Below are 12,873 nucleotides of genomic sequence, written 5' to 3'. Positions count from 1 at the left end.
GCGCCGAAGCATTGCAGTATAACGATCAGTGCCTTGGGCGGTTATTTGTTCACTGCGGCTGTCACTGTTCTTATTGCTGCTTACGCATAGCGCGTGAAGTCATGATTAAAAGCAAAAGCGCACCGGCTAACCTCGGCGAGCCATTTATTGTCGTAAACATGGGTCTTAATTTTGCTGTTAATAAGGAATGTAGAATGAGTACACCGCTTGATACTGCTGCATTAGACACGCTGTTTAACCAAGCCCGCACACACAGTTACTGGCAGGATAAGCCGATAGACAGCGCCTTGCTGGAGCAGCTTTATGCGCTGACTGCGCTGGGCCCGACTTCGGCCAACTGTTCACCGGGACGCTTTGTGTTTGTTACCTCGGCTGAGGGTAAAGAGAAGCTCAAACCTGCACTCTCTTCCGGCAATCTGGAAAAAACCCTGGCTGCGCCCGCGACAGTCATCGTTGCCTGGGACAGCGAATTTTATGACCAACTGCCCACGCTGTTTCCACACGGTGATGCGCGCAGTTGGTTTACCAGCAGCCCGGATTTAGCAAAAGAAACGGCATTTCGTAACAGCAGCCTACAAGCAGGTTATCTGATTCTGGCGGCGCGTTCGCTGGGGTTGGATGCAGGTCCAATGTCTGGTTTTGATCCAGCAAAAGTTAATGAAGCCTTTTTCTCCGGCAGCAAATGGCAGGTTAATCTGCTGATTAATCTCGGTTATGGTAATGACAGCAAACTGCATCCGCGTTTACCACGCCTGAGTTTTGAACAAGCCTGTAAATTCGCATAATGAGCAGGGCGTCGCGGTAGACTTCGCGACGCAATATTAGCGGCTTAACGCACACCTTGCTTTTCACTTCGCCTGTTTTGATCCTCTGTTTCGATAGCGCCAGGCACGTTTCTTTAATGTCATCATGATCAAGCGACACGGTTATTTGATGACAACCGTGCGCAAAAACAGGCCGTAGCCTTCGTCCTTTTCCTAATTTGTTCTATTCCGGCTTGTGCTGGATGCAATCAGCTCAGAAAATTCTTACAATGTAATTGATGATTATCTGACCATTTTCACGGAGCGACAGATGGCGGGACATTTTGTTCGTTGGACCGGCGACCCCGGATTTTTAGCCGAAGGGTTGCGCATTTCTCAAGACGTATTCGATACAGCACAACATTTTGCCGACAAGCGTCGTGGGCGGTTTCTTGCTGCCCGTGCGCTGTTAGCGCAATTAATGCTGCGGGTTTATGGCATTAATGAACTTCCAGCTTTGATCACCAACAGCAACGGTCGCCCCGCCTTTGCCGACCGGGATTTGCCTGATTTCAGCATCGCCTATGCGGGAAATATGATTGGCGTACTGTTGGCGGAAGAGGGTGGACGCGCAGGTCTGGACATGGAAATTGTGCGTGCTCATAGCCGACAAACACAAGAACAGCTCATGCAGGAGTTAACCTCCGGCGAAGTTGCCTGGATCAATGCCCAGCAAGATTTTATGGAAGCGGTAACGCAAATCTGGACGCTGCGTCAGAGCATCCTTAAATTAACCGGCGCAGGTGAAAGCGGGCTGGATTCGTTGCGCCTCCTGCCCGGCGCGGGTCGTTTGCGCTCAACGCTTTATCCCGACATTCAGGTGGTGTGTGATGCAGAACCGACGCTGGTTTGGGCCTGTGCATTATCGCCAGCCACACAGCGTTTGCATCTGTGGGAGATGGACAGCTCGCATCAATGGTGCGCGCTTCGTGAAGTCGAGATGAGCAAACCCAATATCGGTCCGCATACGTTGCGTTTGACCAGTTTGCCGCACGAACGAAGCTTGCATCCTGAAATGTAAAAAAGGCCGCTATTGCGGCCTTTTTTCATTAAACGTGCAGCGATTTGTGGTTAATGTGCGTCGATAAAAGCTATTTTCAACACAAAAAGCAGTGCGACGATAACCACACAAGGGCTGATTTCACGCCAGCGTCCGGTGCCCAGTTTCATCACGCAGTACGCAATAAAGCCCAGCGCAATGCCTTCGGTGATGGAGAAACTGAACGGCATCATTGCTGCGGTCACAAAGGCAGGAACGGCTTCCGTTAAATCATCCCAACGCACGCGTGAAAGGCTGGATGTCATCAATACGCCAACGTAAATTAACGCGCCTGCGGCGGCATAACTGGGCACCATTGCCGCCAGCGGTGACAAGAACATCACCAGCAGGAATAAAATACCGGTCACCACCGCCATCAACCCGGTGCGCCCGCCGATCGCTACGCCGGAGGTACTTTCAATATAAGCCGTGACCGAGGATGTCCCGATCAATGCGCCGCTTACTGAGCTGATGCTGTCGACATACAGCGCCTGCTTCATGCGCGGAAAAGTCCCTTTTTCGTCGGTTAATCCGGCTTTGTCCGTGACGCCAATCAGCGTGCCGGAAGAGTCGAACAGATTCACCAACATGAAAGAGAAGATCACGCCCGCCATGCCAATGTTAAAGGCACCTTTGATATCCACCTGGCCGACCACCGAGGTGACTGATGGCGGAGCAGAAAACAGACCAACAAATTTCACGTCGCCCAGTATCCAGCCAATGGCGGTTGTTACCAGCATTGAAATCAATACCGCAGCATGAATATTACGTGACGCAAGGATAGCGATAATAAAGAAACCGAGCGCGCCAAGCAGCACGCTGTGCGAGGAGAGATTCCCCACCGCCACTAACGTATCAGGATTCGGCACGATGATGCCGGCGTTTTTCAGCCCCATCATGGCGATAAACAGGCCGATACCTGCGGTGATACCTACGCGTAAACTCAGCGGGATATTGGCGATCATCCAGTAACGTACACGCAGCAGCGTCAGGATCAACAGCCCCAGCGCACCCCAGAAAATGGCGCCCATGCCAATCTGCCACGAATAACCCATCGCACCTACCACCACAAAGGCGAAGAAGGCGTTCAGGCCCATCGCCGGCGCCAGCGCGACGGGCAGATTTGCAAATAATCCCATCAAAATACTGCCAAAGGCAGCGATCAGGCAGGTCGTTACAAACACCGCCTGGGTATCCATGCCCGCCACCCCTAAAATCTGCGGATTGACGAAGACGATATAGACCATGGTCAGAAAAGTGGTGATACCGGCAATCACTTCGGTACGCACCGACGTGCCGTGTTCCTGCAGCTTGAAGATGCGCTGCAAAAGGCCTTGTTTGTTCATTTCATCCATTCCAGAAGAAAAACTTTCGGCGCGTATCCTGGCGATTTTAACAGCGCAATACAATGATTTTTCGCAACCGATTGCCAATGGTAGAGTGTGAAGGTACCCACAAATCAAAGGATAGAGTCTGATGTCTATAGAATGTGTATTTTTTGACTGCGATGGCACGCTGGTAGACAGCGAATTGCTCTGTACGCAAGGCTATGTAAACACCTTTGCCCGCTACGGTATTACGCTTTCACTGCAGGAGATGTTTGAGAAGTATAAAGGCATCAAGCTTTACGACATCATTCGCGACGTGGGAGACGCGCATCAGGTGACGTTGCCCCTGGAAGAGGTTGAAACTGCCTACCGGGCTGAGGTTGCGCGGCTGTTCGATCTGGAGCTGAAACCGATTCCCGGTGCGAAAGCGTTGGTTGATCAGGTGAAAGTGCCGATGTGTGTGGTATCGAACGGTACGGTGAAGAAGATGCAGCACTCGCTGGGCCTGACCGGCATGCTGGCGCATTTTGAGGAGCATCTCTACAGCGGCTATGACATTTTGCACTGGAAGCCCGATCCCGAACTGATGTACCACGCCGCTGAACAGATGCAAGTACCGATTGAACGCTGCATTTTGGTCGACGATTCTGAAGCTGGCGCACGCGCGGGCATTGCGGCAGGTATTCCGGTATTTTACTACTGCGCTGATGCGCACAATCCTGAACTTGACCACCCGCTGATTACGCGATTTGAGGATATGGCACAGCTGCCCGCGCTGTGGCGCGCTCGCGGTTGGAACCTGGTTTAACCTTTAACATCAGAGACAATGGATGCCGCAAACCGTCTGGTTCTTAACGCTGCCCGGTGTCATGACGCTGGATGTTGCTGGCCCCGCTGAAGCTTTCACGCTGGCGGACGGCAACTTTACGCTGCGCTACATCGGTCCGCAGGAAAACGTGCTCTGCTCAACGGGTATGACGATTGGCAATATCGAGCCGCTGCCCGACACGCTGCCGCCTGAAAGTTTGCTGGTGGTACCCGGCGTCTACGATTCACGCAGTTGCTACGACACGCCGCAAGCGAAGCAGGCGCGTGACTGGCTGCAACGTCAACAGGCGGCAATTCAGGCGCAAACGCTTATGCTGGTTTGTGTCTGCTCGGGGGCTTTATTGGCGGCGCAGGCGGGTTTGCTCAATGGCATTCAGTGCACCACGCATCATGACGTGTTGGAACGCATGAAAGCCACCGCGCCTCAGGCAGTGATCAGAGAGAACCGTGTCTTCGTTGAAGATGGCAGCATCTGGACCAGCGCGGGTATCACCGCAGGCATCGATCTCGCTTTGCACTTGATCACCCGTTTATGTGGGGCACAAACCGCGCTAGCCGTGGCGCGTGAAATGGTGGTGTGGTTTCGCCGTTCTGGTGATGACCCGCAACTTTCACCGTGGCTGCGTTACCGCAATCATCTGCATCCGGCGATTCATCGAGCGCAGGATGCGATGATGGCTCACCCGGAACATAGCTGGTCGTTGGGGGAACTCGCGATGCGTGTCCATGTGAGCAGCCGGCATCTGGCGCGGCTGTTTCGTCAGCATTTGGGTATCAGCGTGCGGGAATATCACGAGCAGCTGCGGGTCGGCATTGCGCGTCAGCGCCAGCAGCAGGGCGAAGCGGCAGAAAAAGCCGCGCTGGCGGCGGGATTTTCCTCGGCGCGCCAGTTGCGTCGTGCGCGCCAGCGCTGGGACGATCAGCTCACCAAATGATGTTTATCGACACGTTTTAATACCATTGCCAGCAACAAGCTGCCACCTAAGGTCACGCCAAATACCCACGGCAGATCCAGCCACGGGCGCGACATATCGTCATAGTGATGAGTGCGGAGATAATGAATAAACAGCGCGTGGAAACCATAAATCGGCAGTGAATAGCGCGCAATCATCGCCATGCCGGGCACTGTGCGACTATTGAGGACATTTTTAAACAAAACCAGCAAGCTGATGGCAGCGATAAATACCAGCGGGCCACAATAGAGATACCAGGTGTCGTTGAACGCGCCGTTGATCTTCAGTTCTTGCTTAGTGCCCAATGCAATGCCAATCACACAGGCGATGAATCCGCCCGCAGCCAGCCAGCTTGCGCGGCGCCCTTGGGTTTCCATTGTGCCAATCGCGCGACCCAGCAGCGCATAGAGCAAATAATAAATACTGTCACCGCTGACATATAAATTCACCGGTAGCCAGTGAAATCGACCCAACGACTGACTCGCGGTGTTGGGATTAGCCAGCACCGCCAGAACCACTACCAACAGCACGACGTAGCGCGCCTGCACCGCTTTCACCTGAATCAGTGGCGAAAGCAGATAAATACCAATCAGCGCGAAGAAAAACCACAAGTGGTAGAACACCGGCTTTTGCAGCATTTTCAGCAGCGATCGGCCTTCACTAATCGGCGTTAACCAAGTGATATAGGCCAGCGCCACCGCGCTGTAAAACAGCAAACAGAGCACCAGCCGCAGCATATGACGCGGTTGCGCACTGCGCTCACCGAAGAACAGATAACCCGAAATCATAAAAAACAGCGGCACGCAGACGCGCGACGCAGAGTTCAAAATGTTAGCAATATCCCAGTGAAAGCCCGTCACCGCTACCGGGCCGGTGATGTACCAGGTTGTGGTGTGAATCACGATCACCATCAAGCAGGCAATGGCGCGTAAATTATCGATCCAGTAAATCTTTTGCTGCATGGTTTCCTCTTGCGCGGCGCTCCGTGCGAAGAAGGTTAGCCAGTCATCGTCGCGCCAACAACCTTTGGCTCAAGGATTCAGAGCCATCCGGAACGTAGTTACCTAAACGTAGTCACGAACGACGAATTTCTCGATCACAGTGTCATCGGGTTCGACACCTAAACCCGGCTCACTCGGCAGCCAGGCATAGCCGTCTGTGATGCGCACCGGATTTTTCGCCAGCGATCGACTGATTTCGCCCGGCTCGACGCAGTATTCCATTACCAGCGCATTCTCGATTGCACAGAGAAAATGCAGCGAGGCGGCGGTATTAATATCCGTGGTGAAGTTGTGATTGCAGACTTTACGGCCACGGCTGTGGGCGTAGCTGGCAATTTCCATCGCCTGCGTAAAGCCGGTGCGCGTCAGGTCGATCTGCACGATATCAATGCCGCCTTCGTCGATCAGGCGCTGGAAACCTACCACCGAGCACTCTTGCTCACCGGCAGCAATGTGCTGCTGACAGGCGGTGGAAACCTGGCCATAGCCGGCGTAATTGTCTGGATGCAGCGGCTCTTCTATCCAGAATAAATTGAGATGTTCATAGCGCTGACTGCGACGAACGGTGGTTTTCGCATCCCAGACGTGGCCCACATCTAACATTAAATCAATGTCGTCGCCCACGGCTTTACGCAGTGCTTCAAGGTAACGTAAATCCTGAGCTTCATCGTGGCCAAACGGTTCCCAGCCAAATTTTACGCCGCTGTGTCCGGTATCGACGGCGTGACGCGCACGCGCCACCGTCTCTTCAACACTGAACTGAAACATGTTTGAAGAATAAACCCGCATCTTGTCGCGCATTGCGCCGCCGAGCAGTTCTACGATCGGCTTGCCAAGTGCTTTGCCTTTGATATCCCACAAGGCGATATCAATGCCCGCCATCGCCTGCAATACCGCACCGCTGCGACCGTAATAGATAGTGGCTTTGTGCATCTTCTTCCACAAACGCGTCGTTTCCAGTGGATTTTCGCCAATGAGCAGCGATTTCAGCCCGGTAACCATCGTGTGTGAATAGGGTGCTTCAATAATGGCTTTGGTGACGTAAGGGCTGCCATCCACTTCACCCCAACCGGTGATGCCCGCGTCGGTGGTAATTTTGATCAGCAGCGCATCCTGAGAACTGTCGGTACGCGCTTCGATCACGGGAAGCCGCAAATAAAAGGCTTCAACATTGGTGATTTTCATCGTGCTTTTCCTGGTGTTAAAAGGTCAAACAAAGGCGTCAACTGGCGGAAATACGTTGCTGTCGGCGCTGAGTAATAATCGATTCGTAGTCCACATCCAGAGCCTGAATGCGCACGTGGTTTTCAATTTCGGCTGTCATTTTGTCGATATCGCCTTCAGCGAAGACGTTAATCAGCCGTTGGTGCTCTTCAATGATGTCGCTCATCGACTTGCCCATAGTGGAAAGGCCAAATATCACCGTTAGCTGGCGAGCAATCGACTCCCATAAATTGCTGAGCACCGGATTGTGGCCAAAGCTGCACAGCGTGCGATGAAAGTCAGTGTCGGCTGAGGCGAAACCGTAGACATCGTCGCGCTGCATCATCATCTGCATATCAGCCACGGCCTGATAAAGACGGGTTAACTGCGGTTGACCGTTGCGACCAGCCTCAATTGCACGGCGGCAGGCCAGCGTTTCCAGTGGGATGCGTACATCGATAATCTGTTCCAGCCGCTGATGAGAAATCTCCATCAGGCGAATGCCTTTATAGGGTTCGCTGGTCACGATGCCTTGGCTTTCCAGGATGCGCAGCGCCTCGCGAATCGGCACGCGGCTCATGCCCAGACGCGAGACCAGGTCCGGCTCGGCGATGCGATCGCCAGGTAAAATTAATCCACGCGAGGCGGCGGCAAGAATAGCGTCCACCGCGTGATCGACCAGCGTTCGTGGGCGGGCGACACGCCATTGATCTGGCGACTGCTCTTTAAGCGCGAGCGGTGCGATATTTTTTTGCTGCGGCCCGTCTGGGTAGTCGACTTTCCTGCCATGGTGTTGTCCTGTTAAGCCTGCCGGGTCAGAAACTGGCCGAAGCCGGGTTCAACCTGTATGTGATTGTCGTGATAAACCGTCACGCCGCGAATGAGTGTACGCATCACTTTACCCTGACAGTGCATCCCTTCAAATGCGCTCCATTTGCCGAGACCCTGAAAATCAGCACCGCGCACCGTCCAACTGACACTGGCATCGTAAAACACCAAATCCGCATCAAAACCCAGGGCGATGGCGCCTTTACGGCCCCATAACTGAAAAGCTTTCGCCGGGCCGCTGGCGGTCAGACGTGCAAACTCGCTCAAAGAGACGCCGTGTTTGACGTGTGCTTCGCTGAACATCATTGGGCTGAGTGTTTCAATACCGGTCAAACCCATGCCGGCATCCCAAATACTGTCGAGTCCCGCCCGTTTTTGTTCAGGTGTGTAAGGACAATGATCTGAAGCCACCATGTCGATATCGCCGCGTTCCAATAGTTGCCACAATGCATCGACAACCGAACGTGGACGAAACGGCGGCCCGCATCGTGCGTTCGGCCCGATGCGTACCAGATCTTCTTCGTCGAGAATCAAATAGTGCGGACAGGTTTCAAAGGTGGCGCGTACCTTTGGTTTGGCGGCGATGATGGTTTCAGCGGCGCGGGCCGAGCTGACATGCACGATATGACAGCGTGCGCCGGTCTCTTCGGCAATCGCCAGCACCCGACCAACCGCTTCTATCTCAGCAATTTCTGGGCCTGCCAGCGCATGAGCACGAATATCTTTGCGGCCTGCGCGGCGCAATTCGCCTCCCGCGCCGATCAAAATGTCATGATTCTCGGCATGTACGCCAATCAGTCCGTCAAAGGTTTTGAGTTCGCGCATGGCGCGCAGCAGGCCATCGTCGTCCAGCCGTGGCAAACCCTTTTCATCGGTAGCTTCGCCATTGGGCGCGCCGCTACACAAAAAGGCTTTAAAGGCGAGGGCACCTGCGTTATCCAGCGCGGCTAACTGATCGACGTTGCGCCCGTCTAATCCGGCCCACATCGCAAAATCCACCGAGCAATTTTGTGTCAGCCACTCACGCTTGGCGACAAAGTTATCTAGCGTGGTAGCGGGCGGCAGCGAATGGGGCATTTCAATAATCGTGGTCACGCCGTGCGCAGCGGCACCCGTGTTCCTTCGCGTAATTCTTGCTGCGGAAAGTCATGCGAACCGGTGAAATGGGTGTGCACATCAATGGCGCCTGGCACGATGATCATATCGCTGGCGTCGATCACTTCATCCACCGCAGGGCGGTCGCTGCCACGAGCCATAATGCCGCTGATCTTTCCTGCGTCAATCAACAGGTCGGCGGCCAGTTCGCCCTGCTCGGTAATCACCCGACCATTGATAATCAAGGTTTTCATTGGATCTCCTCTGGTGAAACCACCAGCGTGGCGTAAGGCACGGGCAGCTTGGGATTGAGCCAGCCGATGGCACTCAGCAGCTGGCTGAAGTGTTCAAATTCGCTGCGAGGAATTTGCGGCTTGCGGGCAAAAATATTCGCCTGTTGGTAGGCGTTAATCCCAATAATCAATGCGTCAAAAGCGTAGTCGGGATAATACGCCTGGACTTTTTCTGCTACCTCACGCGCATCAAGCTTTTCCAGCAAGCACAGTGCGTGAGCAATGGCGCGGGTAAAGGCGTTGAACGCAGTGGCTTTGTTTTGCATGACATTAGCGCGGGCGATATAGGCGCTCCACGGCACGTTGCCGCATAAAGCCGCCAGGCTGGTTATGCTAAAAAGTTGACCTTGTGCAATGGCCGGTGCCAGCGCATGCATGGCGTGTAGCGCGTAATCGGCCTCGCCATTCGTAATGGCGGCGTAATCGCGTTCAGCGTCACCGCTGCCAGGAATGAGAGTGACCGCATCGGTCAAATTCTGTTGTGCTAGCAGCCAGCGGAAAGTCAGGGTAGCGGTGCCGACATTGCCGACGTCGATCACCCGTTTGCCACGTAATTGCGAGAACACAAAGTCAGGTTGGGGCTGTGCGGCGGCTAAGAACCACGGATTTGCCGCCACCGAGGCACAAAAGCAGCGTAAGTCAGGGCCGTTTTCCTGGAAATTTTTCATCACCACCATCGGACCACCCAACGTGAGATCGGCTTCGCCGTTCATCACTGCCGGAACCTGGCCACCCTGAACGGTATGTCCACCGGATTCGCTGGTGGTAAAGGTGATGCTGAGACCTTCATCGGCAAACAGGCCCATGCTGTCGGCCAGATAATGTGCGCAGTAATATATGCGTGATTCGCTGGCGTCGCCTTGGTTAAAAATCAGATGCATACGCGCGCCTCCGTCAAATAGCTGCCGTTCAGCTCACACATATTGCTGACGCCACACCAATGGCTAACAGCCGCGATCTCGTTCTTCCAACCCTTCAGTAACGCGAAAACGGCCTCTTCACCGCCCGCGACCAACGCACTGATCACCGGACGTACGCTGAGAGAAAGCTGTGCACCGAGGCAGCGCGCCACCACCGCGTCACTGCCGCTGCGAACGCTACCATCTAACAGCAGCGGCAATCGCGTTACCGCCTGAAGATCGGGTAATTGATCGACGGGGGTGGACCAGCGTGCGCTCTGTCGCAGTCCAATATTTGAGGCGATCAGCCCGCTGACGCCGTGCTGCGCGGCGGGAGCCGCATCGTCATGATGCAAAATGCCTTTCAGCAGCAGCGGCAGATCGCGGCTGGCGCAAAAGGCGGCGACTTCATCAATCTGTGTCCAGTTCCAGACCGGAAACGCAGGCAGAGGAAAAACGCCAGGCTCAGTGCCGCCAAGGGTGATCATGCCGCGCTTTTTCAGCGCCTCGCCGATGGAAAAACCGCCCGGTTGCAGGCCAGACACCGGATGCACTGGCGCAAGCACCGTGAGCACAATGCCTTTAAATCCAGCGTCTGCGGCCTGGTCGATCAAATCCTGAATGCGGCTAACGTCGCCAGCGGCTCGCAGTTGTAACCAGCAGCGGTCATATTCAGCGCCAATATCGCGCATCGGCGTGACGGTTTCTTCCGAGATCACTAATGGCAGTTGTAGGCGTTTACAGGCGCGAGCAATCGGCAGTAAACCTTCTTCATGGAAAATCTGGTCGCCCGCAAAAGCGCCAACGCCAATCGGCGCGGCCCAACGTTGCTCGAAAAGCGTCACCTCGGTATTAATCTCTTCATTACCTTGCAACACCCGCGGCAGCAGACGAAAGCGTTGCAGCGCGAGGTAATTGCTGTCGCTAACCTTGCCATACGCATCGGCAGGCTGACCGATCATATAGCGAAACAGGTCATCGCCCAGTCGCTGTTGGGCTTCCTGCTGGAAAGGCAAATCAGGCATGGACATGGTGCGCCTCCTTTTCATGCTCCAGAAAGGTGGCAAACTCAGGTGTGCTGGGGTGTTTAAGGATGGAAGGTGGGCCTTCTTCAATCAGCGCACCGTTTTGCAGAAACACGACGCGATCAGCCACACCCGCCGCAAAGGCGATGTCGTGCGTACTGATAACCATAGTAATGCCGGTTTGCGCCAGGCTGCGCATGGTCTGATTTACTTCACGCACCAACTCTGGATCGAGTGCTGAAGTGGGTTCATCAAACAGCAGGATTTGCGGTTCCGCCGCAAGGGCACGCGCAATACCAACGCGCTGTTTTTGACCGCCTGACAGTTCGTGCGGCAATGAAGCGAAGAAATCACCCAATCCAACCATCTTCAAAGCCCGCATCGCTTTTCCACGCGCGATTTCTGGTTGAGCACCCTGTACGCGCAGAGGAATGCTCATGACGTTTTCCAGCGCGGTCAGATGATCGAATAACGCAAAGTGCTGGAATACAATGCCAATCCCGGAACGTGCCCGGTTGACAGGCAAGTGACGCGCCGCCAGTGGTCGACCCCGGTCATCGCTGCCCATAAAATGGCCTTCGGTCTGAATAGTGCCCGATTGGCGTGGCGTTAAGGCGAGAATCGATTTCAGCAGCGTACTTTTACCTGAGCCAGAGCGACCCAGCAGCACCACCACTTCACCCCGACGCACGCTGAGCGACAGCGATTTCAGCACTGGCTTGCCCGCGTATTCAACGCACAGCTTGTCAATCTCCAACACCGGCGCGGCTGTTTGTGTTTCCCAACGACGTTTCGGTAGCTGCATTTGCACCACCGAGACATCGGGCACCATTTTCGCTATGCGCAGCCGGGCGCGGCGTGCACGCTCATCAAGGTTATAAAATTTTTCCAGCCACCATTGTCCGGCAGCCAGCAGCGTCGACAGAATCAGGTAAATGCCGCCCGAAGCGACCAGCACCGGAATAAACAAGAAGTTTTGCGACACAATGGCCTGACCGCGCATGGTCAATTCATTCACACCCACCACGGAAGCCAACGACGTAGATTTAAGCAGGCCAACCGTTTCATTGCCCATGGTGGGTAAGATGGCGCGCAACGCTTGAGGGATGACAACGTGGATCATCTCTTTGGTGCGTGAATAACCAAAAGCTTGCGCTGCCATACTCTGATCGCGATCGGTCGCCATAATCCCACCACGAATGATTTCGGCACAGAAGGCGGTTTCGTTGATCATCAACGCTAACATGGCGCTGGCGAATGGGCTGAAGCGCAGGCCAAACTCCGGCAGCACGTTGTATAACAAAATCAATTGCAGCAGCACCGGCGTGCCGCGCAGGGTGTAAATATAAATCTGCACCGGCAAGCGGATCATTCGATGCTTAGAGGTGCTGGCGAGCGCCAGGAAAAAGCCAATAAAAATGCCACCCGCTAATGCGCCGACCAGCAGTTGCACTGCGATTACGGCACCTTGCCAAAGATAAGGCAGGGTTAAATATTTTAGAAAATCATCCAAGGTGCTCTCTCCGGCAGGAGGTTAATACCCGTCATTTTTCGGGTTGCGGATGCGTTGGCGGCATC

The 12,873-nt window shown here is 54.5% G+C and carries 13 protein-coding genes; 4 read left to right on the top strand and 9 right to left on the bottom strand.

Annotation, left to right across the window (positions count from 1 at the left end; genetic code table 11):
- Window positions 1–194: 194 nt before the first annotated feature.
- Complete coding sequence (locus KQP84_RS21565; protein ID WP_215848059.1) at window positions 195–785, top strand: malonic semialdehyde reductase; 591 nt, start codon at window positions 195–197, stop codon at window positions 783–785.
- A 289-nt stretch (window positions 786–1,074) separates the two neighbouring features.
- On the top strand, window positions 1,075–1,824 hold the full coding sequence (locus tag KQP84_RS21560) for a 4'-phosphopantetheinyl transferase family protein (RefSeq protein ID WP_215848058.1): 750 nt from the start codon (window positions 1,075–1,077) through the stop codon (window positions 1,822–1,824).
- A 50-nt stretch (window positions 1,825–1,874) separates the two neighbouring features.
- On the opposite strand, the gene KQP84_RS21555 is transcribed toward KQP84_RS21560, so the two are convergent.
- On the bottom strand, window positions 1,875–3,188 hold the full coding sequence (locus KQP84_RS21555; RefSeq protein WP_215848057.1) for an NCS2 family permease: 1,314 nt from the start codon (window positions 3,186–3,188) through the stop codon (window positions 1,875–1,877).
- A gap of 130 nt (window positions 3,189–3,318) precedes the next feature.
- Between KQP84_RS21555 and yieH the strand changes: the two genes are divergently transcribed.
- Together yieH and KQP84_RS21545 are read left to right on the top strand one after the other, a co-directional pair.
- Window positions 3,319–3,978 (top strand): 6-phosphogluconate phosphatase, encoded by a 660-nt coding sequence (yieH, locus tag KQP84_RS21550; RefSeq protein WP_215848056.1) that lies wholly within the window; start codon window positions 3,319–3,321, stop codon window positions 3,976–3,978.
- 22 nt (window positions 3,979–4,000) lie between these two features.
- Entirely contained in the window at window positions 4,001–4,933 is a 933-nt protein-coding gene (locus KQP84_RS21545; RefSeq protein WP_215848055.1) for a GlxA family transcriptional regulator, read from the top strand.
- Here the strand turns inward: KQP84_RS21545 and KQP84_RS21540 are convergent.
- The 8 genes from KQP84_RS21540 to KQP84_RS21510 all read right to left on the bottom strand — a co-directional run bounded on the left by KQP84_RS21540 (window position 4,918) and on the right by KQP84_RS21510 (window position 12,808).
- Window positions 4,918–5,913 (bottom strand): acyltransferase, encoded by a 996-nt coding sequence (locus tag KQP84_RS21540; protein WP_215848054.1) that lies wholly within the window; start codon window positions 5,911–5,913, stop codon window positions 4,918–4,920. The two genes, KQP84_RS21545 and KQP84_RS21540, sit on opposite strands and share 16 nt — an antisense overlap.
- A 102-nt stretch (window positions 5,914–6,015) precedes the next feature.
- Entirely contained in the window at window positions 6,016–7,137 is a 1,122-nt protein-coding gene (locus KQP84_RS21535; RefSeq protein ID WP_215848053.1) for a mandelate racemase/muconate lactonizing enzyme family protein, read from the bottom strand.
- A gap of 37 nt (window positions 7,138–7,174) precedes the next feature.
- The gene (locus KQP84_RS21530; protein WP_309140169.1) at window positions 7,175–7,822 is read right to left on the bottom strand and encodes a GntR family transcriptional regulator; all 648 of its coding nucleotides are present in this window, start codon (window positions 7,820–7,822) and stop codon (window positions 7,175–7,177) included.
- Window positions 7,823–7,956: 134 nt separating this feature from the next.
- Window positions 7,957–9,078, bottom strand: a complete 1,122-nt coding sequence (locus KQP84_RS21525; protein WP_309140168.1) for a dihydroorotase — start codon at window positions 9,076–9,078, stop codon at window positions 7,957–7,959.
- Window positions 9,075–9,332, bottom strand: a complete 258-nt coding sequence (locus tag KQP84_RS26005) for a hypothetical protein (RefSeq protein WP_309140167.1) — start codon at window positions 9,330–9,332, stop codon at window positions 9,075–9,077. The genes KQP84_RS21525 and KQP84_RS26005 overlap by 4 nt, the downstream gene beginning before the upstream one ends.
- On the bottom strand, window positions 9,329–10,252 hold the full coding sequence (locus tag KQP84_RS21520) for an ABC transporter substrate-binding protein (RefSeq protein WP_215848052.1): 924 nt from the start codon (window positions 10,250–10,252) through the stop codon (window positions 9,329–9,331). The genes KQP84_RS26005 and KQP84_RS21520 overlap by 4 nt, the downstream gene beginning before the upstream one ends.
- On the bottom strand, window positions 10,243–11,301 hold the full coding sequence (locus tag KQP84_RS21515; RefSeq protein ID WP_215848051.1) for an alpha-hydroxy acid oxidase: 1,059 nt from the start codon (window positions 11,299–11,301) through the stop codon (window positions 10,243–10,245). Before KQP84_RS21515 ends, KQP84_RS21520 begins: the two co-directional genes overlap by 10 nt.
- Entirely contained in the window at window positions 11,288–12,808 is a 1,521-nt protein-coding gene (locus tag KQP84_RS21510; RefSeq protein ID WP_215848050.1) for an amino acid ABC transporter permease/ATP-binding protein, read from the bottom strand. Before KQP84_RS21510 ends, KQP84_RS21515 begins: the two co-directional genes overlap by 14 nt.
- Window positions 12,809–12,873 lie beyond the last annotated feature (65 nt).

It is taken from the genome of Candidatus Pantoea bituminis, from assembly GCF_018842675.1.
GTDB lineage: Bacteria > Pseudomonadota > Gammaproteobacteria > Enterobacterales > Enterobacteriaceae > Pantoea > Pantoea phytostimulans.
This window is presented reverse-complemented; position numbering and strand designations above follow the sequence as displayed.

Excerpts from the sequence above, each read along its gene's own strand:
- KQP84_RS21555 (WP_215848057.1), bottom strand. The coding sequence starts at position 3,188 with ATGAACAAACAAGGCCTTTTGCAGCGCATCTTCAAGCTGCAGGAACAC.
- KQP84_RS21540 (WP_215848054.1), bottom strand. The coding sequence starts at position 5,913 with ATGCAGCAAAAGATTTACTGGATCGATAATTTACGCGCCATTGCCTGC.
- KQP84_RS21545 (WP_215848055.1), top strand. The coding sequence starts at position 4,001 with ATGCCGCAAACCGTCTGGTTCTTAACGCTGCCCGGTGTCATGACGCTG.
- KQP84_RS21560 (WP_215848058.1), top strand. The coding sequence starts at position 1,075 with ATGGCGGGACATTTTGTTCGTTGGACCGGCGACCCCGGATTTTTAGCC.
- yieH (WP_215848056.1), top strand. The coding sequence starts at position 3,319 with ATGTCTATAGAATGTGTATTTTTTGACTGCGATGGCACGCTGGTAGAC.
- KQP84_RS26005 (WP_309140167.1), bottom strand. The coding sequence starts at position 9,332 with ATGAAAACCTTGATTATCAATGGTCGGGTGATTACCGAGCAGGGCGAA.
- KQP84_RS21515 (WP_215848051.1), bottom strand. The coding sequence starts at position 11,301 with ATGTCCATGCCTGATTTGCCTTTCCAGCAGGAAGCCCAACAGCGACTG.
- KQP84_RS21535 (WP_215848053.1), bottom strand. The coding sequence starts at position 7,137 with ATGAAAATCACCAATGTTGAAGCCTTTTATTTGCGGCTTCCCGTGATC.
- KQP84_RS21565 (WP_215848059.1), top strand. The coding sequence starts at position 195 with ATGAGTACACCGCTTGATACTGCTGCATTAGACACGCTGTTTAACCAA.
- KQP84_RS21520 (WP_215848052.1), bottom strand. The coding sequence starts at position 10,252 with ATGCATCTGATTTTTAACCAAGGCGACGCCAGCGAATCACGCATATAT.